Consider the following 22,186-nt stretch of genomic DNA (forward strand, 5'->3'; position numbering starts at 1 on the left):
TCTCCTTCGATTGTTGCGATACGGGGTGGGGACCCTTTATCAGTCTGTAAAGCAGGCCGTCTCTGTTTCGAGGGAGACGGGTGGCCGGGTGAGGGTAACGGTGAGCGGGCCTGTTTTCGGCAGTTCGTGGGTGAAGTAGTAGCGGCCCACCGCCAGTTTGCCCTGGTAAAAGAGGCGGTCCGACGTGCGGATTTTCTGTTCAGAGAGTTTTTGGGAGGCCACGGTCATCTGGGCCAGCCACTGCCAGGCCACGGCGACGTACCCGAAGAGTTCGAGGTAGACGGTGGCGTTGGCAAGGAAGGCCTCGGGCCCCTTTTCCATGGCCACGCCGCCCAGGCCCATGGTGGTGGTGGCCAGGGTCTTTTTGGCGTCGGAAAGGGCCTGAACATGGTCGAGGAGCTCCGGGCAGGCCTTGGCCTGTTCCATGGTGGATTCTATCTCCCGATCCAGCAGTTGAAGGGCTTTTCCGTTTTTCATCATCACCTTCCTGCCCAAAAGGTCCATGCCCTGGATACCGGTGGTGCCCTCGTGGATGGCGTGGATGCGCATGTCGCGAAAGTGCTGCTCCACGGGAAAGTCTTCACAGTACCCGTACCCTCCGAAGCACTGGATGCTGGCGCTGGTTGAGTGGATCCCCAGTTCAGAGGGGAAGGTCTTGGCCACCGGGGTGAGCAGCTCCAAAAGCAGCTTGTGGTCTGCCCTCTCTTCTTCAGGCCCGGTGTGCATGCGTTCCTCGTATCTGCTGCATTGCAGGATGAGGCAGAGGGCCCCTTCGGAGATGGCCCGCTGGAACAGGAGCATGCGTTTGACATCCTGATGCTCGATGATGGGGATCGGTGCCTCACCGGGGCCGTCGGTGATTCGGCGGCCCTGTTTTCGACTTTTGGCGTAGTCCAGGGCCGCGTGGTAGGCTGCCGTGGCAATGGCTGTGGCTCCCATGCCCACCTCCAGGCGAGCGCCGTTCATCATCTGGAACATGTAGGAGAGGCCCCGGTTGGGCTCGCCCACCAGATAGCCCGTGCAGTCGTCCCGGTCACCCAAGGCAAGGGCGGTGATGGGAGCCCCGCGGTACCCCATTTTGTGGAAGATCTGGGTGACGGTGACGTCGTTGGATATGAGTTCCCCGTTCCTGCTTTGTCTCAACTTGGGCACGGCAAACAGGGAGATCCCTTTGACCCCTGCCGGAGCCCCGTCCATGCGGGCCAGCATGAGGTGCACCACGTTGTCCACGGCGTCGTGGTCCCCTGCGGAGATAAAGATTTTCTCCCCCTTGATGCGGTAGGTGCCGTCGGACATGGGAGTGGCGCAGGTGGTGAGGTCCCCCAGAGAAGAACCGGCTTCAGGCTCGGTGAGGGCCATGGTGCCCTGCCACTTTCCCTCCAGCATGGGGGGAAGAAACTGGTTGCGCAGCTCATCCGAACCAAAGGTGAGGATGAGGTTGGCGGCCCCCATGGTGAGCCCGGAATAGACGGATGCCGAGTAGTTGGCCGACGCAAAGATAAAGTACACGGCGTGCAAGAGGCTTGCTGGCATGTCCTCCCCACCCCACTCCTGGGGAAAGGTCGCCGCAATCCAGCCGTCTTTTCCAAGGGTCTCCAATATGGCGCGGACATCCCGGTGCACGGCCACGGTGCCGTCCACAAGCTCCGGCGGGTTCCTGTCCATCTCCTCGAAGATGGGGTGCAGGGCTTTCTTGGCAAAGTCAAAGGCCGCATCCAGAACCATGTCCATGGATTTTCGGGTGTGACCGTTTGCTGGGGTCCCCGAGGCTGGGGCGTCGGTGCCCACAACCTCGTGGAGGGTAAATTTCAGGTTGCGCATACTCACGAATTTGTTCGCCATGATTATCCTTTCAGCTCATAAAAAACAGCCTTCTATGGTCAACGTAGCAAGAAGATGGTGCTATTGTGATCAGCAACTTGCATGCCATTTCAGCGAGGCCCTCCTTATCGCCCTATGGCAAAATTCTTAAAAAATGAGACAACCAGGTCACAAATCATTATTTCCAAGTTCCGTCGAAAGTTCGCCCCCATGTGTCGTTTTTTGCGGAGCTTTTTTTTAAAAAAGCGATCCGCCAGAGGCAACTGAATGGTTGCGCGTTTTCCCTGCCTTTCGCCCACCTTGCGATTGTTTCTGGTGAATATCCGCGATATGTAGTAGTTCTTTTCGGTGGTATTTAGACTATCCACTGTATTTCGCGGGAGAGCCCATGACACAGGACGAGAGCAGGCTGGTACGGGACATCACCCAGTGCCTCTACAGCAGCCTTGAGATCGACAAGTCGCTCCATGAAACCCTTCTTTTACTCAAAGAGTTCCTGCCCCTGGATTTGGTCCACGTTTTTGTGCTGGACACCTCGGCCCAGACCATGCGGTACCTCGCCGAAGCCACGGTGAAGCGCGGCAGGCTCATCGACGAGCACATTCAGCTCTCCTGGGAGCACTTCAAAGAGATCAGGGACCAGGCCCACGGGGTGGTTCGGATTTTGGAGAGTGCGGACAGCCCCATGCTCAAGAGCATCCATGCCCATTTTTTAAGCCATGTGGAAAAACCCCTCTATTCACGGAAGAACGACTTTTCCGTGGTGACCATGGGGTTTGATATCGTGCCGCCCCTGGTGGGTGGGTTCGGCATGGTGGTGGGCGGTGACCATGCCTACGGGGCAAGGGACGTCGCCCTGATGAAGCTTATCCGGCGGCCCCTAATCGGTGCGGTGCTGAACCTGTTGCACCACAGGGACCTGGTGTGCGAGAACGAGCGCCTCTCATCGGAGAAAAAACAGCTGGAGCATCGTCTGGGGCATAACCGGGACAGCCAGGTGATCGGGGTGGACTCCGGGCTCCGGGAGGTTTCGGCCATGGTGAATCAGGTGGCGGCCCTGGACAGCCCGGTTCTGATCCTGGGAGAGACCGGCACCGGCAAAGAGGTGGTGGCCAACGCCATCCATCGGGCCTCCGGGCGCAGCAGGGGCCCCATGATCCGGGTGAACTGCGGGGCCATTGCCGAAGGCCTTCTGGACAGCGAGCTCTTCGGTCACGAAAAAGGGGCCTTTACCGGAGCCACCCGCCTGAAGCGGGGCTACTTCGAGCAGGCCGACGGCGGCACCATTTTTTTAGATGAGATCGGGGAGCTTCCCCCTGCCGCCCAGGTCAAGCTCCTAAGGGTACTCCAGACCCTGGAGTTCAACCGGGTGGGGGGCAGCTGGCCCGTCTCCGTGGATGTGCGCGTGGTGGTGGCCACCAACAGGGACCTGTTTGCCATGGTCAAAGAGCAAAGGTTCCGTGAGGATCTTTGGTTCCGCCTCAACGTCTTTCCCATCCGGGTGCCGCCATTGAGGGCCAGGAAACAGGATATCCCTGAGCTGGCCACCTGCTTTGTTGCCCGCAAGTCCCGGGAGCTGAACATGGAACCAGCGCCCGGGCTCACCGAATCGGCGGTTCGCCAGCTCACTGCCTACGACTGGCCCGGCAACATCCGGGAACTCCAGAACGTCATCGAACGGGCCCTCATCGTCGGCAGGGGCCGCCATCTCTCCTTTGACAACCTTCTCTGGGAGCCCCAGGGCTTCCTTGTCCGAGACCCGTCTGCCGGATAACGCCGTGGAAGGGTTCCCGTCCATGGATGAGGCCGTGAGAAACCATATCCGCGAGGCCCTGTCCCTTTCCGGGTGCAAGGTGGAGGGGCCGGGGGGCGCAGCCGAGCTTTTGGGGATGCACCCGTCCACCTTGAGGAGCCGCATGAAGAAGCTGGGGGTGGGGGTGAGGAAGAAGGTTGATAAGGCAGGGGAAACAGGGAAAACAGGTGATAGGGGAAATAGGAAAAACAGGTCATAGGGGAAACAGGCAAGAGGCGACCTGGGGAACAAAAGGTCATGGGGGAGAGGGATCAGGTGGTAGAGGAAATGATGGACGTGGGGGCCGGGAAGCGACCGGCATCGGTGTGGCAGAGTCAGCGTGTGTTTATCCTGGGGTATGCGGGGGTGGTTCTGATCCCCCTTTTCTTTCTTGTTGTGTATGCCTGTTACGACAAAGGCCGTTGCCGGGGTGAAGGGCCGGTGACCATCACCTTGACCATGTCGCTGTATGAACCGGGAAGGCCCGGGGGAAGCGGGGGGACCCGGTTTTCCACCATGGCGTCCCCCTCCCGGCAGTCGTATACCGTGTGGGGGACCACCGAGACCGGCCAGCTGTGCTTTATCGATGTGGATTCGTATCTGGATTATACGGGGTATATTCGGGGGAAAACGGTTGAAACCTCCTATACGTTTCACAAGGAACGCGGAGACTGGCGATGGACCGTGGAGGCCGATTTTTGGATGTCGGTTTTGGGGCTGGCCCTTGGGCTCATGGGGCTGCGCGTGATCCGTTCTGCCCGTGGTAAGGAGGCCGGATGACTGTTTTGAAAAAATATGTGCTGTTGAGCATGGTGATGCTGTGGGCCGCGGGCGGGGCCCACGCAAATGGGATCGAGGAGATCTTTATCCAAGCCGGTCTTGTGGACGTGAATCAAATGGATGAGACCATTCAGGTGGACCTGGTGAACTCGGATCCCCTCAAAAATTATTTCCGGGAAGACTTCTACTCCGGCCTTAAGACGGCCTACCTCCAAAAAGAGGTTGCCGCCAAACTCGCCAAAGCCCAGGACGGGCTGAAGAGAGGGCATCCGGAGTACTCTCTCCTTATCCTGGATGCGGCGCGCCCACGGAGCGTTTCAAAGAGGATGTACGATAAAATGAAGGGGACCCGGTTTGAAAAATTCGTGGCAAACCCCGCCCGAGGGTCCATGCACAACTACGGCATTGCCGTGGACATCACCATCGTGGACGGCCGGGGCAAGGAGCTGGACATGGGATTTACCCCGTTTCGCAAGAGCAGGCTTGAACTCTGCGCCATGTTTGCCATGAAAAAACTCGGCAAAAAACTTTCCCCAAGACAGCGCGACAACCGAAAGCTTCTGGCCGATGTCATGACGGGTGCCGGATTTTTGCCACTCTCCTTTGAGTGGTGGCATTTTAACGGCATGCCCAAATCAGAAGCACGGGCCAGGTATCACATCATAGAGTAAGGCATCATAAAAAGAGCCTCCGGCGGCGAGGTGTGCCACCTCGAAAGCCGGTAGCCAATGCGCTTACCCTTCGTTCCTCAGAGAAAATCGCAGTTGCCCTTCAAACATGATCATCGTTTGGGCCATCGGTCTATTTGCATCACGTCCCAAACACCCTTGTCCTTATGGAGCGCCGCACTCCTGTGCGGCACGGGTAACGACGGATTAAAAAGCCGCACCTGTGTGCGGCGCTCCGTTTCGGTCTATTTTCCCGTTTTTTTTGAAGGTCGCGGCCAAACGATAATCAAGGCCCAAACGTCATTTTCGAAGAACTGTGAAGCCCTGCTTGTTCAACCCGTCGTTGTAAGATCAGGCAAAAGTTTAGCCCCCGGCAGGGCCGCCGGAGGCATAAACTGAATCGTAACCATTATTCCCCAATGGCTACCCGAGCAGGGCGCTGAAGCCCGTTTTACCCTGCGCAGCAGTCCCAGCCGTACGCCCGCTCGCCTCGTTTTATCCAATCTTTTTTTTAAGGCCCCTTGCGGCCTTTTGCGGATCATCTGCGGCCACGATGGCCGAGACCACGGCGATGCCGTCGGCCCCTGCCGCCATCACCTCGGCTGCGTTGGCAAGGCCGATGCCCCCGATGCCGACAACGGGGATGCCCACCGCTGCGCGGATTCGCCTCACCCCGTCAAGGCCCAGGGGCGGGGCGGTGTCGGTTTTGGTGGGGGTGGCAAACACAGGGCTGATGCCAATGTAGTTCGCTCCCTCGCGCTCTACGGCCAGGGCATCCTCCAGGGATTCCGCAGAGATCCCGATGAGGGCCTCCGGGGGCAGAAGGCTTCTGGCATCGCGGATGTGCATGTCGCTCTGTCCCAGGTGGACGCCGGAGGCGCCCACGGCCAGAGCCACATCCACCCTGTCGTTGATGATCAGGGGCACCCCTTTATCATCCAGCCATGCCTTGATGGCGCGGGCCTCCTCGATGAAGGTGCGTGTGGAGGCCTCTTTTTCCCGAAGCTGGACGCAGGTGACGCCCCCGGAGACAGCCCCACGGACGATCTCCAGGGTGCTGCGTCCTCTGGAGAGCTTTTGGTCCGTCACCAGGTACAGGGCGTAGTCCACGTCGGAAGGGCGGTTCATGGGCGCTGTTCCTTTGGGCCAGAGCCAATGACATCCATGGCGCATCCGGTGTGCAGCTCCTCGGGGGTGAGGGTGTAAAGGGCGTCCAGAAGGGCGATCATAAAGCTTCCCGGTGCCGAGGCTTTTTCGGCCGCTTTTTGCCCGGCCATTCCGAAGAAGGCCAGGGCAGAGCAGGCCGCGGTAAAGGGGTCGGGGTCCACGGCCGCAAAGGCCCCGGTAATGGCCGTAGCCGTGCAGCCCGTTCCCGTGACCCGTGCCATGAGGGGGTGGCCGCCCCGGATCTTTGCCGTGCGTGCGCCGTCGGTGACGATGTCCTCCGGGCCGGTGATGGCGATGGTGGCTCCCAGTTCCGTTGCCAGGGTCGAGGCCATGGCCGCGGCGTCTTCAACGGTGTCCACGGCATCCACGCCGCGGGTGCCGGAGCCTGCCTGTTGCAGGGAGAGGATCTCCGAGGCGTTGCCACGGATAAGGGTGACCCCCGCTTCCCGGATGAGGCGGGTGGCGGTGCGGGTCCTCAAGGTGGTGGCCCCGGAGCCCACGGGGTCTAAAATCACCGGCGTGCCCAGGGATCGGGCCCTGGCTCCTGCCGAGATCATCGCCCGGATCCAAGGGTCACTCAAGGTGCCGATGTTGAGGACCAGGGCACCGGCAAAGGAGGCCATCTCCTCCACCTCGTTTTCCGCGTGGGCCATCACCGGCGAGGCCCCCAGGGAAAGGAGGGCGTTGGCTGTGTAGTTCATCACCACGTAGTTGGTGATGTTGTGGACAAGGGGGTTGGATTCCCTGATTTTTGATAGGTTCTCAGCTGCTTTTAGGGCAAGGTCGTTCACAATCCTAAATCCTTATGCATTGGTTGAAAAACGGCTGAGGAGGGCTTGAGAGGGGGGCGACTGCCCCCCAAAAAGAAAGATCGATGCGCTTCGCAATTCCCTTCGCCGGCATGATCCGGATCAGGTTCAACGGGTATGATCTCAGGCCTTAAGCCACCCCTGCGTGTACGGCTTGTGGAAAGCCGCATCGTGTGATGCAGTTTGTATAGGGTGGTCAGGCGAGGTTGTCAACACATTCGCCCTTATCTCATGGCAGTGCGGTGCGGCTTGCCGTGATCCAGTTTTCAGCAGGCGTATCCTCCTTCAGCACCTCTTCCAGGGGAATCCCCACAGCGCCCGAGGGTGCCTTGATTTCAAGGACGCTTGCAAGGGTTGGGGCGATGTCGTAGGGGGTGACGGGGCGCGTGATACGTTGGGCGGGGATGCCCCAGCCTGCGAAAAAGAGGGGAACATAGGTGTCGTCGCCCTGGGGTAAGGCGGAGGGCGTTTTGCCGGTAACGTAAGTGGATGGCGCAGCGATGACGTGGATGTTGCCGGAGCGACCGGCATGGAAACTGTCGAGGATCGCCATGTTGGTGGGGGTGGGGGCCACGGTCCCTTTGAGAAGGTCCGTGCGGGTCAGGGCTCCGGCAATGCCCGGGATGCTCATGATTTCTTCGGCGGCTGTTGTCTCCACCAGGGCAAGGCTGACTCCGGTTTTTGCGATCTCTTCTTCGTCGAGATAGACGTACGGGTGGTCGTAGAGCCGGACGATTGATTCGGGCACACCCAACCGCTTGTTCAGGGCCTTTGCCAGGACCTCCCGGATTATGGGACCGGAGGGCAGGCATCCCACGTCAAAGCCGAGACTTGCCAGGTGCTGGGGTGTCTCGCACATGCCGTGGTTGGATGAGAGAACAACAAGTGTCCGGTCCAGGCCGATCTCCTTGTCCACGTATCGGAACAGGTCGGCCAACAGCTTGTCGACCCGTAGGATGGTGTCTTCCGCCTCAAGGCTTGAGGCTCCGAAGAGGCGTCCGATGGAACCGGTGGCCGAGAAGCCCACGGCCAGAAAGTCGGTGCGGGGCCCTTGCCCCAGTTTTTCTTCCCTGATCAGGGTTTTGGCAAAGTCCGCCGTGAGCTCGTCTCCGAAGGGTGTGGCGGCAAGGCTGGCGTAGAAATGCGAGGGCTCTGCGTTGAGGGGGTGTGGAAAGGTCGTGCCCAGGCCGAACATGTCCACCTCAAAGGGGCGCCTGTCATCCGTGCCGAAGAGGTAGGTGGATGGGGCGTAAAGAAGTTGCCACGACCTGTTTCTGTAAGCGTCGGCATGTTTTTTCGCGTTCCATTGCGCAACCCAGTCGGGGTACTGGGTGAAATAGTAGCTGCTGCTTATAAAGGAACCGTCTGTTGTGGAGAACCAGAACGCCTTGCCGGTGTGCCCTCCCGGGAGGATGGCGCCCTGATCCTTGAGGGAGACGCTGAACACCCTGGCTCCCCCGTTGGTGGCTATTGTCAGCTCATCACCGATGGTGGCCGCGAGCATCTGCGAGGGGGCCCGGCCTTCTCCTTCTACCGGTGTTTTTCCGATAAGGGGGTAGCGGTCATCCTCGCAACTGGTAATGACACGTCCTTTGTTCCGGTCGAACCAGCTTCCGGCCACAATGCCGTTGCGGGAAGGGGAGGTGCCGGTGAACAGGGCTGCATGGCCCACGGTGGGCTCGGTTCCGGCATGGGGAAAGCCGGCGTTTGTGTAATGGGTCCCCTGTGTCATCAGGTAGCGCAGGCCCCCCTTGCCCAGGCGGTCTTTGTATCGCATGGGAAAGTCGCCGCGCATATTATGGATGGTGATCTGGAGTACCAGGGCGGGCTTTTCCCGCAGAGGTTTTGCATGGGTCCAGGTGGCGGCGGCGAGCATCAGGAGCGGCAACATCCAATAGACGGGTCGGCATGCTTTCATGGGTGTGTCCTCTTTTGGGTTGGCGGGGCCGGTGATGGGTTACAATGACCGTGGTGTCTTGTTTTGCATTGGTAACAATGTTGTTGTTTGCGATGGATGTATTCGTATCAAGGCCGCCAGCTTCTGTCAACGGATGGGCTGAAGCTTCCAGTGTCGGGCCGGGCACCGCAACTTGATTCTCCAATTGGCATCGGGTAAGATGTAAGTCTGTTCAACCAAGGGGTTACGGTTGCGCCTTTACGCTACCCTCCCCCTGACATCGCGTGCCCTCTGTTCGTTTCTCTCCATATCTCGCCTGCGTTTGTCCCCGGCAGGGCACGCCCCCATATCCACCGGGGCATCATGCTCCATCACCGACGCCTCATTGCGGTGCTTATTCCAATACATGTGCCGCCCTTCCCGGGCGAGGCCCATGGCCTTCGGGACGGGACGGCTCCTGTCCGATCACCACCAAATCTAAGGAGATGACGCATGGATACGTCCACCTCGTACCTGGGAATGTCGATCAAGAACCCTATTGTCGTGGGAAGCTCCGGATTGTCCGGCACGGTGGAAGGGGTCAGGCGCCTTGCGGAAAACGGGGCCGGGGCCATTGTGTTGAAATCCCTTTTCCAGGAGGAGATCAACCTTGAAAGCGACAAGGTGATCCGGGACACCAAGGCCGCGGACGCCTCGGTTCAGTATTTTGACTACGATGGAAGGAAAAATCCCATTGAATTCTACGGGTACAAGGTCCGGGAAGACAACCTCAACCGGTACACCACCCTGATACGTGAGTCCAAGGCCTCGGTGGATATACCCGTTATCGCCAGTATCAACTGTTATTCCGATTCCCTGGAGTGGATCGCCTTTGCCCGGGAGCTGGAAAGGGCAGGGGCCGACGCCCTGGAGCTGGACATCTTCCCGACCCAGTTCAACCAGGGGCGTATAAGGAGAAGGAAGAGCTCTCTCCAAGATTATCGAAAAGATTCTTGGGGTCCTCTCCATCCCTGTGGTGCTGAAGATCTCCCACTACTTCACCGACCTTGGCCCCATGATCCAGAAACTTTCCCGGACGGGGATTCACGGGCTTGTGCTTTTCAACCGGTTCTTCAGCCCCGATGTGGATATCAAGAAAATCGAGGTGGTGCCCTCGTACCTTTTCAGCACGCCTGCGGAGATGGCCCTGTCCCTTCGCTGGGTCGCAATCATGGCCGAGAAGGTGGACTGCGCCCTGGTGGCCTCCACCGGCGTCCATGACGGCGCAGGGGTGGTCAAGCAGATCCTGGCAGGTGCGGACGTGGTGCAGGTGGTCTCGACCCTGTACAAGAACGGGGTCAAGCACCTGGGCGTGATGATCGAGGAGCTGGAGACGTGGATGGGCAGCAAGGGGATCCAGACCATTGCCGACTTCAGGGGGCGCCTCTCCCAGGAGGCGGCAACCATCAACGAGCGGGCTCAGTTTATGAAGTACTATGCGGACAAGAAAAGACTGGCCGTGAAATAAAAGGGCTGAACATTACCAAAAAACAAGGAAAGAGTGGCCGACAGGCTCCCATTTGGTTTGGCACGGTTTTAGATTTCCACGTATTCCCCGTGGTTGCGGCAACCTGCCATGATCAGCGACCTTTTTCCTTGACCCCTTTGCGCTGTTTGGCATACGCCATTTCTAAGATCGGGATTTTTGTATTGGAAAAATACGCAATACGAAATTCTGACGCATTGTTTTGATGCGTTCGTTTATTCATCAAACAGGAAGATGCGATATGCCAGACATTTTAGAGGTCGTAAAGAGCAGAGATCCCCACGAACCCGAGTTCCACCAGGCCGTCACCGAGGTGGTGGAGTCGGTGGCCCCCGTCCTGGAGCAGAATCCCGAATACCGCAGGCACAATGTCCTGGAGCGGATCGTGGAGCCCGAACGGGTCATCATGTTCCGTGTGCCCTGGGTGGATGACGACGGGCAGGTGCAGGTCAACCGTGCCTTTCGGGTTCAGATGAACAGCGCCATCGGGCCGTACAAGGGCGGGTGCCGGTTTCACCCGTCGGTGAACCTCGGGATACTGAAGTTCCTGGCCTTTGAGCAGGTGTTTAAAAATGCCCTGACCACCCTGCCCATGGGCGGCGGCAAGGCCGGGTCCGACTTTGACCCCAAGGGCAAATCGGACAACGAGGTGATGCGGTTCTGCCAGAGCTTCATGGCCGAGCTTTTTCGCCACATCGGCCCCAACACCGACGTGCCTGCAGGGGATGTCGGGGTGGGCGCCCGGGAGATCGGCTACCTGTTCGGGATGTACAAGAAGCTGACCAATGAATTTACCGGGGTGCTCACCGGCAAAGCCCTCAACTGGGGCGGCAGCCTGGTCCGGCCCGAGGCCACGGGGTACGGCGCCGTCTATTTCCTTGAAGAAATGCTCAAGCTCACAAACGAGACCATGGAGGGCAAGACCGTTGCCATCTCAGGATACGGCAACGTCGGGACCTATGTCATCGAGAAGGTCAATGAGTTGGGCGGCAAGGTGGTTACCATTGCTGACGAGGACGGCTACGTCCATGACCCCGAGGGGATCAAGGGCGAAAAACTCGCCTACATGGCCGATCTCTGGACCGTTTATAGGCGGCCCGCCAAGGATTACGCCGACAGGTTCGGCTGCGAGTGGGTCCCGGACAGGCGTCCCTGGGAGGTCCCCTGCCATGTGGCCATGCCCACGGCCCTTGAAAACGAGCTGGACCGCTCGGACGCCGAAACCCTTGTGAAGAACGGTTGCCGCGCCGTTGTGGAGGTGGCCAACATGCCCTGCACCCTGGAGGCGGTCCACTATTTCAAAGACAACAACATCCTCTTTGGCCCTGCCAAGGCAGCCAACGCAGGCGGGGTGGCCACCTCAGGCCTTGAGATGAGCCAGAACAGCATGCGTCTCTCCTGGAGCCGGGAGGAGGTGGACCGGCGCCTCAAGGACATCATGCGGAACATCCATGCCACCTGCCTGAATGCGGCCGAACAGTACGGCATGCCCGGCAACTATGTGGCCGGGGCCAACATTGCCGGTTTTATCAAGGTGGTGGATGCCATGATAGACCAGGGGGTTGTCTGACCCCTGCCCATACGGACGCCCGTTGGGCCGCGACCTGCGGCTTAAGGCGGGCATCCGTTTTATCGATACACCTCTGACGTGATGGCAGATGGTGCGGATGTCGGCATGCTATGGGTAGCCTGCCGTTTTTTCCGCACCATGTGCTTTTCTCTGCCCTGTCTTTTCCTGTTGCTTGTTTCTCCGCACCCCGCCCGTTGACCGTGTCTGTCTCTTCGGCGGTTCGTACCCCCGTTCATCCCCCCTTATGTTTTGGGGATCGTGCATCCCGTGGCCGGGATGTTTCTCCACATGCCGAGGGATCCTGACTCCCAACAGAGGTGTGTATGCCCTTTCACCGCATCAAGACCATCTCGCGTCGCCTTAAAGGTTCCCTGGCTGCAAAGCAGCTGTTTTATATCCTTGTCTTCAGCTTTCTCATTACCTTTATCGGGACCAGCTTCAACCTGTTCCTGGAGTACAGAAAAGACCTGAGCGCCGTGGACGACCAGTTCACGCAGGTCAGGGAAGGGCACCTGGAGAGTCTGTCGGGGAGCCTGTGGCAGCTCGATGACCTTCAGATCACCACCCATCTCAATGACATGCTCACCATGCGGGACCTCATCTACCTGGAGATTCGCGAGAACGGGGAGGTGCTCTTTACGGCGGGTCGGTTGAAGGAGGGCGAGCAGTGGGTGCGCAGGGGCTTCGATATGTTCTTTTCCCACGGGAGCCGGGAGCGGCACATCGGTGTGCTGGACGTCTATGCCTCCTTAGAGGGGGTCCATCGCCGGCTGTTTGAACGGCTTTTTGTGGTCCTGGTGACCCAGGCCCTGAAAACGCTGCTGGTCTCCATGGCGATCCTTGCGGTCCTTCACCGCCTGGTGACGCGCCACATAACGGCCATTGCAGGGTACGCCACGTCCATACGGCCCCGGGAGCTGGGCACGCGCCTGGAGCTGCCCAACAGGAAGGCCGACCCCGAATGCCCGGACGAGATCGACGAACTGGTATCGGCGTTGAACCAGATGCGACAGCGCCTGTATCACGACATGGAGCGGCGCAAGGCGGTGGAACATCAGCTGGCGCGGAACCGGGCCCTTCTGGACGAAACCCAGAGATTGAGCAACATCGGGGGCTGGGAGTTCCACGTGGACGATGAGCTGTTTCTCTGGACCAACCAGCTTTATGAAATTCACGGGTTGGAGGTGGATCCGACACTGGACCATTTTACGGCGTCAATGTCCTGTTACTGCAAAGACGACGGGGAGGCTGTGGCCAAGGCGTTTTCCCAGTGTGTCGAGCTGGGTCGTCCCATTATGGTGAGATCACCACCCACAAAGGGGAGAAGAAGTGGATTCGAACCACGGGAGCGTCTGGTTTTCGACGGGGTAGGTGGTCCGCGTGGTGGGCAGACGGCACCCGATATCACCGAGTCCGTCAAGGCGGAGGAGGCCCAGAGGCGGTCCCTCAAGACCTTGAAGACCGTTTTGGACAGCGTGGACGCCATCATCTGTGTATCGGATACGAAGACCTTCAAGATTTTGTTTATGAACAAGGCCATGATTGAGAGTTTCGGAGAGGGGCTCACCGGGCAGGAGTACCATGCCCTCTTTATGGCCGGTCGCGAGAGGGAAGGGCCTCCGGGGAGCTCCCCCCGGGGAGGGATTCCTGGGACACCGTCCGGGCGCCGGGCGGGAGAGCCCAACCAGGCCCTGCCTTTTATATCAACTACGAGCGGAGCATCCAGTGGGTGGACGGACGGCAGGTGAGGTTCCATCACGGGGTGGATATCACGCAGATCAAAAAGATGGAGGAGGAGCTTCGCCAGACCCACAAGATGGAAGCCATCGGAGGGCTCGCAGGGGGGATTGCCCATGATTTCAATAATATTCTCTCGTCGGTCCTGGGCTATGCCGAGCTTGCCCTGGATGATGTGACGCCGGACACGCGGCTGGAAGGCCACCTGCAGGAGATTTACCTGGCCGGGACCCGGGCCGTGACGCTGGTTCGACAGATCCTCACCTTTGCCCGCCAGGGCGACGAAGCCACCGTGGCCATCCGGGTGAAACCCGTTGTGGAAGAGGCCCTTAAGCTCATCCGCTCCTCCATCCCGAGCACGGTGGAGATTACACGGGATATTGAAAGCGAATCCAGGATCCTCGGCAATGAGACCCAGGTGCACCAGATTCTCATGAACCTGTGCACCAACGCGGCCAGCGCCATGGAGGGGGACGGCGGGGTTCTGGATGTAAAGCTCTTTGACACGGCCCTGGGGTATGGGGGGACGCCGGTTCCGGTTTCGCTCCTTCCGGGAAACTACCTGACCCTGAGGGTCGCCGACACAGGGTGCGGCATCCCCGCTGAGGTGAAATCCTCCATTTTCGAGCCTTTTTTTACCACCAAGGGCCCTGGGGAAGGCACGGGCATGGGCCTTGCCATGGTCCACGGCATTGTCAAAAAGTGGGGGGGAGAGATCAAGGTGGAGGACAACATCCCGCGCGGTGCCGTGTTTACCGTTTACCTGCCCGTCACCGAGGCGGATCGCGAGGAGCCTGAGCCACCCTCGGATGACGGCATCCTGCCCACGGGCGGCGAGAGGATCCTGGTGGTTGACGACGAGCCGCCCATCGCCAGGATGATCGGCAAGATCCTGGGGCGCCTGGGGTACACAGCGGTGATCAGGACGGACAGCGTCGAGGCCCTGGAGTTGTTTCGGTCGGGGCCGGAGCACTTTGACCTGGTGATGACGGACATGACCATGCCGGGCATGACAGGCGAGCTCCTGGCCGAGGAGCTGCTGCGTATCCGGCCGGGCCTACCGGTTATTCTCTGCACCGGGTACAGCACCAGGCTGAGCGAAGAGGCCCTGGAGGAGATGGGCGTTAAGGCCTTTATGATCAAGCCCATTGTCAAAAAAGAGCTGGCGCGGGTCGTCCGAAGGCTTCTGGATGAGGCGGGAAAAGGGATCGAAAAGGGATGACGGGTGCTGTCTTAACTCTTTTTATTACATGCAAACCCCTCGGTGACCGAATGGGGCGTCTGAATTTTATCTTGGTGCTGGTCGTGTGTTTGCTTCTTTCGGGCGGGCAGGCACAGGCTGCGGAGCCTGCAAAGGCGGTTGCTGTTCGTCAGGTACTGGTCCTGAACTCATACCATCCCGGGTATGTGTGGGCGGACTCAGTCACCGAGGGGCTTCGGTCGGTGTTCGACACCCGGGGGAGTTCCCTTCGGGTCAGTTTTGAGTACATGGACACCAAACGGTATCGCCCGGAGGAGATCTTCGGCACCTTGAAAGAGGTGTATCGCTTGAAGTACGAGGCGGTGCGCTTTGATGTGATCGTGGCCGCAGACAACAACGCCCTCAACTTTCTCCTGCTCCATCGCAATGAACTGTTTCCCGGGACCCCTGTGGTGTTCTGCGGAATCAACGGGTTTAATAAGGCGATGATTGCCGGCCATGCGGGGTACACCGGCGTTGCCGAAGATTACGACCTGGCGGGCACCCTGGACCTGGCCCTTACCATGCATCCGGAGGCGCGTTACGTCGCCTATGTGAGCGGGGCCTCCACCTCCAGCCGTATCAATCGGCAGCGGCTCCTCGAACTCATACCGGCCTATGAAGAGCGCGTGACCTTCCTGGACCTGTCCATGAAATCCATTGATGACCTGAAGGCCTCCCTTTCCTCCCTTCCCGACGAGACCCTGATCCTTTACCTCTCCTATTACCTGACCCCCGACGGGGTGAGGCTCACCGTGCAGGAGAGCACGTCCTTGGTTTTTACCCACTCCGGGTGCCCGGTCTACTCCCCCTGGGAGTATACCCTGGGCAGCGGGGTGCTGGGCGGCCTGATGCTCAGCGGCCAAAGGCAGGCCGAAGAGGCCGCGCGCATTGCCCTGCGTATCCTGAACGGGGAAGCCCCCGGTGAGATTCCCGTCCTTCGCCACAGCGCCATCGAGCCCATCTTCGATTACCGGATCCTTCGGCACTTCTCCATTCCCCACAACCGGCTTCCCAGGGGAAGCGTGATCCGAAACGAGCCGGTGACGGTCTACTATCAGTACAAATACATCATCTGGGCCACCCTTGGCTTTCTTGCCTACCAGTCCGTGACCATTGTGGTGCTGATGCGGATCATTGCGCGCCGCAAACGGGCCGAGGCCCGGGAGAAGAAACTGGAGGCGCAGCTCCGTCAGTCCCACAAGATGGAGGCCATCGGCACCTTTGCCGGGGGCATTGCCCATGACTTCAACAACATCCTGGGTGGGATCACCACCTGCACGGAACTGGCCCTTGAGGAGGTGACCGAAGGGGAACCAGCCCATGAAGACCTGACCCATGTACTCAAGGCCGCCCGGCGCGGCAAGGGCCTTGTTCGTCAGATCCTTGCCTTCAGCCGGGACAAACAGCAGGAGAAGCAGCCGGTGCAGATGGCGAGGCTTCTGACGGAGTGCCGCCAGCTTTTGAAGAGTTCCATCCCGGCCACCATCGACGTTCGCCTGGACCTTCAGGCCGAGTCCGGCCTTGTGCTTGCCGACCCCACCCAGATCCATCAGGTGATCATGAACCTGTGCACCAACGCCGCCCATGCCGTGGAAAACCAGAAGGGGATCATCGAGATCACCCTGGACGCCGTGGACCTGGACAAAAACGCGACCCTGGTCCACCCGGACCTGAGTCCGGGGCGCTACTCCCGCCTCAGGGTGCGGGACAACGGAAAGGGGATTCCCCCCGAAGACATGGAGCGGATTTTCGATCCCTTTTTCAGCACAAAGAAAGAGCAGGGCGGCACGGGTCTCGGGCTTTCCATGTCCCACGGCATTGTTAAGCGCCACCGGGGCGCCATTACCGTGGCCAGCCATCCGGGGCGGGGGACCATTTTTACCGTGTACCTGCCCTGTGCCCACGCCGCAGAGCCCGCCAGGGACGGGGGGGAGGCACCGCCGATTCCAAAGGGCAAGGAGCGGGTCCTCCTGGTGGATGACGACGAGCAGATGATTTACGGCACCGAGAAGATGCTGTGCCGCATGGGGTACGAGGTGGTGGCCCATACCGAGAGCCTGGCCGCCTTAAAAGCGGTCCGCACGGACCCCCGCGGGTTTGATTTGGTGATGACCGATCACATGATGCCCTACCTTAACGGCATGGAGCTGGCCAGCGAGATCAGGGCCCTGTGCCCTGAGATGCCCATCATTTTGTACAGCGGCTATCAGGACGGCACCGGGAGCCCCCCGGCAGGTGATCTTGAAGAGCACGGCATCCGTGCCTTTATGAAGAAACCCTTTAATCGGGCAGAGCTCGCCAGGACCATTCGAAAGGTCTTGAACCCGGAGGCAACGAACAACCGGTGACGTGAAGGGATGTGGGGGACGAGCTTCCTGTCCCCCGGGAAAGATTCCTGTCCGGCAAGAAAAAACCCCGCTTTGGAGAAAGCGGGGTTTTTGCGTCTTTGTGCAACATCCTGGAACGGAAGGGGATATGAAAAAATATGCTTTTTGGTACGGGGGCTGCAATACATCGGATCACACGAACCATTCGCACCATGACGGTGCAGGATGAACCGAAGGGGAAGGATACAGGATGGATTACAATGCTGAGAGTTTAGCGCTTCACGCCAAAAGCGTGGGCAAAATCGAAGTGGTCTCCAAGGTCGCCATCGGGACCCGGGATGACCTGAGCCTTGCGTACACCCCGGGGGTGGCCCAGCCGTGCCGGGAGATCAGCGATGAGCGGGACGAGGTGTACCGGTACACGGCCAAGGGCAACCTCGTGGCCGTGGTCACCGATGGAACCGCGGTCCTGGGCCTGGGGGACATCGGGCCCGAAGCGGCCATGCCCGTGATGGAGGGCAAGGCCATTTTATTTAAAGAATTTGCCGATGTGGACGCCTTCCCCATCTGTCTTGCCACCTGCGATGTGGATGAGATCGTGCAGTCGGTCAAGATGATCGCTCCCACCTTTGGGGGGATCAACCTGGAGGACATCTCTGCACCCCGCTGCGTGGAGATCGAAGAGCGGCTCAAGGCGGAGCTGGATATTCCGGTTTTCCATGACGACCAGCACGGCACGGCCATTGTGGTGGCCGCGGCCCTGATCAACGCGTTGAAGGTGGTGGGCAAAGAGATCTCCGACGTTCGGGTGGTGGTTAACGGCGCCGGAGCCGCCGGGGGCGCCATCATCAAGATGCTCCTGGACCTGGGCGTGACAGACATTCTCGCCTGCGACAAAAGCGGTCTTCTCCGGGAAGGGGATCCCCAGAACCCGCCCCACCTTGAGGCCCTGGCCCGCAGGACCAACCGGGACAAACGCACAGGGGACCTTGCCGATGCCATGGTGGGATCCGATGTCTTCATCGGGGTTTCTGCCGGGAACGTGGTGAGTAGGGAGATGGTGGCTTCCATGAACGAAGGGGCCGTGGTGTTTGCCATGGCCAACCCCACCCCGGAGATCATGCCCGACGACGCGCACGCCGCAGGAGCCGCCGTGGTGGGCTCCGGCCGTTCTGATTTTCCCAACCAGGTGAACAACGTCCTGGCCTTCCCCGGGATTTTCCGGGGCGCCCTGGACGCCCGCGCGGGGGAGATCAACCCCTCCATGGCCCTGGCCGCGGCGTATGCCATCGCTGGGATCATCACAGACGATGAACTCACTGCCGAGTATGTGATCCCAGACGCCCTGGACCGGCGCGTGGGAAGGCAGGTGGCCGATGCCGTCAAGCAGGCGGCGTATGAATCCGGTGCAGCCATCAGGAAATAACGTTTTATTTTAGGAGAGATGAAGATGTCTACAGCAACGACCGCCGTCATGCCCGCACAGGGCCTTCGTGACTACAAGATCATGGGGATTCCCCTTCCGTTTTTTCTCGTGTTAACCGGCGTGGTGTTTCTCACCACCTATCTCCAGGTCCTTCCCAAGGGCATGGTGGGGGCCTTGCCCCTGATGATGGCCCTGGGCGCCATTTTCAATGAAATCGGTGACCGCACCCCCGGCATTAAGGATTACTTGGGGGGTGGACCCATCCTGATTATCTTCGGCTCTGCCGCCCTGGTCACCTACGGGGTGCTTCCCCAGCCCTCGGTGAAGATCATGACCAGCTTCATGAAGAGCGAGAGCTTTCTGAGCTTTTACATCGCGGCCCTTATCACGGGCAGTATCCTGGGCATGGACCGCAAGCTCCTGATACGCGCCTCGGTGAGGTACCTGCCGGTGATCCTGGGGGGCGTGCTCGTCTCCATTCTCATGACCGGGACCGTGGGCATGCTCATGGGCTACGGGTTTAAAGAGGCCATTCTCTACATCGCCATTCCCATTATGGGCGGCGGCATGGGCGCAGGGGCGGTTCCCCTGTCCCAGATCTTCGGCAGCACCCTGAACCTCGACCCTGCGGCCATGATGTCCCGCATGGTGCCCGCCCTGGCCCTGGGCAACGCCTTTGCCATCGTGGCCGCAGGGATCCTGGACAGGATCGGCAAATCCTCTCCTTCCCTCACGGGCAACGGCACCCTCATGAAAAATCAGGACGCCGTGGCCGAGGAGACCGAGGAAGAGACCTCCATCGATTATCAGCTCATGGGCATCGGCCTGCTCATGGCCACCACCTTCTTCGTCTTCGGCAAACTCCTCGGCAGCTTTATTCCCCTGCACTCCTATGCCCTGATGATTATCAGCGTGGCCGTGGTCAAGGCCCTGGGGATTCTTCCCCGTAAATACGAACTGGGGGCCTTCCAGTGGTTCCGCTTCGTCATGGTCAGCATGACCCCGGCCCTTCTCGTGGGCATCGGCGTGGCCTACACCAACCTGAACCAGGTCATCGACGCCTTCTCCATCCAGTATGTGGTCCTGGTGGCCGTCACCGTGGTGGGCTCCATCATCGGCTCCGGTTTTGTGGGCCGTCTCTTCGGGTTCTACCCCATCGAAGCCGCCATCACCGGCGGGCTCTGCATGGCCAACATGGGCGGCACCGGCGACGTGGCGGTTCTCTCCGCCTCCAAGCGCATGGACCTCATGCCCTTTGCTCAGATCTCCTCACGAATCGGCGGGGCCTTTATGCTGATCCTGGCAACCGCCCTGCTGAAGATGATTATGTAAGGTAACCTCCCGGGCTATCCCCCCATCAAAACACCCTTCGGCAATGATGCCGGGGGGTGTTTTGTCGTTGGGGTATTTCCTCTAAAGTCAAGCGAGTTCAACGTGCCTTGAATCGTGTTTCCAGACGAATGAAACGGGCCTCTCCGGCAAAAGCGGTTGCCTTATGTCACACATCACGCGAATGCCCCGAAAACGATTGCATAATGGCAAACTCCATGCATTCGCCACAGGGTTTCAAGGTGCCCCCACCTTGTCGCCGGAGGCAAGCTGAATCGTACACGTTTTTTTTATGGCGGCGGATATCGCGCGGGAATGACAAAAAAACGCTGTGATCTCACAGGTCTCTTTCATGGATGGCCTGCGGGGTCATGGTAATACCCCGGGCCGGAGCAAATAAGGGCGGGACATGGCACCCACCTTGAGGTAAAGAGAGACCCGAATCCATGGATTCGGACAGTTTGTTCTATCAATGATCGCAATGACTCCGGTCCCATGATGAGCACTTCGGAGCGGAACCGACCGGAGGGGAAGGAAACTGAAAATGGATTACAACGCGGCGAGCTTAGCGCTTCACGAGAAGAGTGTGGGTAAAATCGAGGTGGTCTCCAAGGTGGCCGTCGAGAACCGGGATGATTTGAGTCTGGCGTACACCCCCGGGGTGGCCCAGCCATGCCGGGAGATCAGCGGCACCAAAGACGAGGTGTACCGCTACACGGCCAAGGGGAACCTTGTGGCTGTTGTTACCGACGGCACCGCTGTCCTGGGCCTGGGGGACATCGGGCCCGAGGCCGCCATGCCGGTGATGGAGGGCAAGGCCATTCTCTTCAAGGAGTTTGCCGATGTGGATGCCTTTCCCATCTGCCTTGCCAGCACCGACGTGGAAGAGATCGTCCAGTCCGTGAAGATGATCGCCCCCACCTTCGGCGGCATCAACCTTGAGGACATCTCCGCACCCCGCTGTATGGAGATCGAAGAGCGGCTCAAAGCCGAACTGGAGATTCCGGTTTTCCATGACGACCAGCACGGCACGGCCATTGTGGTGGCCGCCGCCCTCATCAACGCCTTGAAGGTGGTGAAGAAAAACCTTTCCGAGGTGCGTGTGGTGGTCAACGGGGCCGGTGCCGCCGGGGGAGCCATCATCAAGCTTCTCCTGGAGCTGGGCGTCACAGACATCCTGGCCTGTGACAAGAGCGGGATCCTCTGCCGGGAGTGCGGGGACAACCCGCCCCACCTGGAGGCCCTGGCGTGCCTGACCAACAAGGCCAAATGCACGGGTGACCTTGCCGACGCCATGGCGGGTGCCGATGTGTTCATCGGTGTCTCTGCAGGCAACGTGGTGAGCAAGGAGATGGTCTCCTCTATGAACGAAGGCGCCGTGGTCTTTGCCATGGCCAACCCCACCCCCGAGATCATGCCCGACGACGCCCGGGCCGCAGGGGCCGCTGTGGTGGGCTCCGGCCGTTCCGATTTTCCCAACCAGGTAAACAACGTCCTGGCCTTTCCCGGCATCTTCCGCGGCGCCCTGGACGCCCGGGCCCGGGAGATCAACAGCGCCATGACCCTTGCCACCGCTTATGCCATCGCAGGCATCATCGGTGACGACGAACTCACTGCCGAGTATGTGATCCCCGATGCCCTGGACCGGCGCGTGGGCAAGCGCGTTGCCGAAGCCGTGAAGCAGGCGGCATTTGAGTCGGGCGCTGCCACGCAGAAATCATAAAAAAAAAGCCTCCGGCGGCCCTGCCGGAGCCCAAACGTTTGATAAACAGTTTTTTTGATTGGTGCCGACCTGAATCACCGGGCCTGATCGAAGCAAGCCCCATACCCAGGCAATTGAATTGTCTGGGTATGTTTGTTTCGGCTTTCATGCACCGTGCCTGCCACGTTTTACCTCAACAAACTTCACTCGAATGCCATTGCGATTTGCCCTGAGGAACGAAGGGCGAAGCGCAATGGCAACCAGCTTTCGAGGTGGCACACCTCGCCGCCGGAGGCCGTGCGGTTAAATCAACACAGGGCAAGTGGTGACAACGTATCCTGTAACGTCGAAGCTTGCGATCCAGTCCGCATAAACCATCAGCGTTCATGTCGG

16 protein-coding genes and 1 riboswitch are annotated in these 22,186 nt (G+C 59.7%); of the genes, 12 read left to right on the forward strand and 4 right to left on the reverse strand.

Features of this window, described 5'->3' with window-relative positions; all coding sequences use genetic code 11:
- Positions 1–39: 39 nt before the first annotated feature.
- On the reverse strand, positions 40–1,842 hold the full coding sequence (locus tag ACOYW1_RS08655) for an acyl-CoA dehydrogenase family protein (protein ID WP_482422474.1): 1,803 nt from the start codon (positions 1,840–1,842) through the stop codon (positions 40–42).
- Positions 1,843–2,209: 367 nt separating this feature from the next.
- Between ACOYW1_RS08655 and ACOYW1_RS08660 the strand changes: the two genes are divergently transcribed.
- From ACOYW1_RS08660 to ACOYW1_RS08675, 4 genes are read left to right on the forward strand one after another with little or no spacing between them, the layout of a single operon-like run.
- Positions 2,210–3,595 carry a sigma-54 interaction domain-containing protein gene (locus ACOYW1_RS08660; protein WP_482422475.1) on the forward strand — a complete coding sequence of 462 codons (1,386 nt, stop codon included), beginning with the start codon at positions 2,210–2,212 and terminating at the stop codon, positions 3,593–3,595.
- Complete coding sequence (locus ACOYW1_RS08665; RefSeq protein WP_482422476.1) at positions 3,570–3,833, forward strand: helix-turn-helix domain-containing protein; 264 nt, start codon at positions 3,570–3,572, stop codon at positions 3,831–3,833. Before ACOYW1_RS08660 ends, ACOYW1_RS08665 begins: the two co-directional genes overlap by 26 nt.
- A gap of 56 nt (positions 3,834–3,889) precedes the next feature.
- Positions 3,890–4,393 (forward strand): hypothetical protein, encoded by a 504-nt coding sequence (locus ACOYW1_RS08670; protein ID WP_482422477.1) that lies wholly within the window; start codon positions 3,890–3,892, stop codon positions 4,391–4,393.
- Positions 4,390–5,064, forward strand: coding sequence for a M15 family metallopeptidase (locus tag ACOYW1_RS08675; RefSeq protein WP_482422478.1), 675 nt, complete (start codon positions 4,390–4,392; stop codon positions 5,062–5,064). Before ACOYW1_RS08670 ends, ACOYW1_RS08675 begins: the two co-directional genes overlap by 4 nt.
- A 492-nt stretch (positions 5,065–5,556) precedes the next feature.
- Here ACOYW1_RS08675 and thiE read toward each other — a convergent pair whose 3' ends face one another.
- The 3 genes from thiE to ACOYW1_RS08690 all read right to left on the reverse strand — a co-directional run bounded on the left by thiE (position 5,557) and on the right by ACOYW1_RS08690 (position 8,955).
- A complete protein-coding gene (gene thiE / locus ACOYW1_RS08680) occupies positions 5,557–6,189 on the reverse strand; it encodes a thiamine phosphate synthase (RefSeq protein WP_482422479.1) in 633 nt (210 codons plus the stop codon).
- On the reverse strand, positions 6,186–7,019 hold the full coding sequence (gene thiM / locus ACOYW1_RS08685; protein WP_482422480.1) for a hydroxyethylthiazole kinase: 834 nt from the start codon (positions 7,017–7,019) through the stop codon (positions 6,186–6,188). The genes thiE and thiM overlap by 4 nt, the downstream gene beginning before the upstream one ends.
- A gap of 79 nt (positions 7,020–7,098) precedes the next feature.
- Positions 7,099–7,190, reverse strand: a riboswitch (TPP riboswitch).
- 76 nt (positions 7,191–7,266) lie between these two features.
- Entirely contained in the window at positions 7,267–8,955 is a 1,689-nt protein-coding gene (locus tag ACOYW1_RS08690; RefSeq protein WP_482422481.1) for an alkaline phosphatase family protein, read from the reverse strand.
- Positions 8,956–9,946: 991 nt separating this feature from the next.
- Here ACOYW1_RS08690 and ACOYW1_RS08695 point away from each other — a divergent pair.
- From ACOYW1_RS08695 to ACOYW1_RS08730, 8 genes are all read left to right on the forward strand, one after another.
- The gene (locus ACOYW1_RS08695; protein WP_482422482.1) at positions 9,947–10,441 is read left to right on the forward strand and encodes a beta/alpha barrel domain-containing protein; all 495 of its coding nucleotides are present in this window, start codon (positions 9,947–9,949) and stop codon (positions 10,439–10,441) included.
- A 259-nt stretch (positions 10,442–10,700) separates the two neighbouring features.
- On the forward strand, positions 10,701–12,029 hold the full coding sequence (gdhA, locus tag ACOYW1_RS08700) for an NADP-specific glutamate dehydrogenase (protein WP_482422483.1): 1,329 nt from the start codon (positions 10,701–10,703) through the stop codon (positions 12,027–12,029).
- A gap of 323 nt (positions 12,030–12,352) precedes the next feature.
- A complete protein-coding gene (locus ACOYW1_RS08705; protein ID WP_482422484.1) occupies positions 12,353–13,777 on the forward strand; it encodes a hypothetical protein in 1,425 nt (474 codons plus the stop codon).
- On the forward strand, positions 13,759–14,988 hold the full coding sequence (locus ACOYW1_RS08710; RefSeq protein WP_482422485.1) for an ATP-binding protein: 1,230 nt from the start codon (positions 13,759–13,761) through the stop codon (positions 14,986–14,988). The genes ACOYW1_RS08705 and ACOYW1_RS08710 overlap by 19 nt, the downstream gene beginning before the upstream one ends.
- A gap of 83 nt (positions 14,989–15,071) precedes the next feature.
- Positions 15,072–17,357, forward strand: a complete 2,286-nt coding sequence (locus ACOYW1_RS08715) for an ATP-binding protein (protein WP_482422486.1) — start codon at positions 15,072–15,074, stop codon at positions 17,355–17,357.
- 229 nt (positions 17,358–17,586) lie between these two features.
- Positions 17,587–18,762: an NAD(P)-dependent malic enzyme gene (locus tag ACOYW1_RS08720; protein WP_482422487.1), complete on the forward strand. Its 1,176-nt coding sequence runs from the start codon at positions 17,587–17,589 to the stop codon at positions 18,760–18,762.
- Between the two features lie 24 nt (positions 18,763–18,786).
- Positions 18,787–20,094, forward strand: coding sequence for a 2-hydroxycarboxylate transporter family protein (locus ACOYW1_RS08725; RefSeq protein ID WP_180140979.1), 1,308 nt, complete (start codon positions 18,787–18,789; stop codon positions 20,092–20,094).
- Between the two features lie 541 nt (positions 20,095–20,635).
- Positions 20,636–21,814 (forward strand): NAD(P)-dependent malic enzyme, encoded by a 1,179-nt coding sequence (locus ACOYW1_RS08730; RefSeq protein WP_482422488.1) that lies wholly within the window; start codon positions 20,636–20,638, stop codon positions 21,812–21,814.
- Positions 21,815–22,186 lie beyond the last annotated feature (372 nt).

The sequence above is a fragment of the Desulfoluna sp. CYM3A genome (assembly GCF_056829965.1).

Excerpts from the sequence above, each read along its gene's own strand:
- ACOYW1_RS08655 (WP_482422474.1), bottom strand. The coding sequence starts at position 1,842 with ATGGCGAACAAATTCGTGAGTATGCGCAACCTGAAATTTACCCTCCAC.
- ACOYW1_RS08660 (WP_482422475.1), top strand. The coding sequence starts at position 2,210 with ATGACACAGGACGAGAGCAGGCTGGTACGGGACATCACCCAGTGCCTC.
- ACOYW1_RS08675 (WP_482422478.1), top strand. The coding sequence starts at position 4,390 with ATGACTGTTTTGAAAAAATATGTGCTGTTGAGCATGGTGATGCTGTGG.
- thiE (WP_482422479.1), bottom strand. The coding sequence starts at position 6,189 with ATGAACCGCCCTTCCGACGTGGACTACGCCCTGTACCTGGTGACGGAC.
- ACOYW1_RS08690 (WP_482422481.1), bottom strand. The coding sequence starts at position 8,955 with ATGAAAGCATGCCGACCCGTCTATTGGATGTTGCCGCTCCTGATGCTC.
- gdhA (WP_482422483.1), top strand. The coding sequence starts at position 10,701 with ATGCCAGACATTTTAGAGGTCGTAAAGAGCAGAGATCCCCACGAACCC.
- ACOYW1_RS08705 (WP_482422484.1), top strand. The coding sequence starts at position 12,353 with ATGCCCTTTCACCGCATCAAGACCATCTCGCGTCGCCTTAAAGGTTCC.
- ACOYW1_RS08720 (WP_482422487.1), top strand. The coding sequence starts at position 17,587 with ATGGATTACAATGCTGAGAGTTTAGCGCTTCACGCCAAAAGCGTGGGC.
- ACOYW1_RS08725 (WP_180140979.1), top strand. The coding sequence starts at position 18,787 with ATGTCTACAGCAACGACCGCCGTCATGCCCGCACAGGGCCTTCGTGAC.
- ACOYW1_RS08730 (WP_482422488.1), top strand. The coding sequence starts at position 20,636 with ATGGATTACAACGCGGCGAGCTTAGCGCTTCACGAGAAGAGTGTGGGT.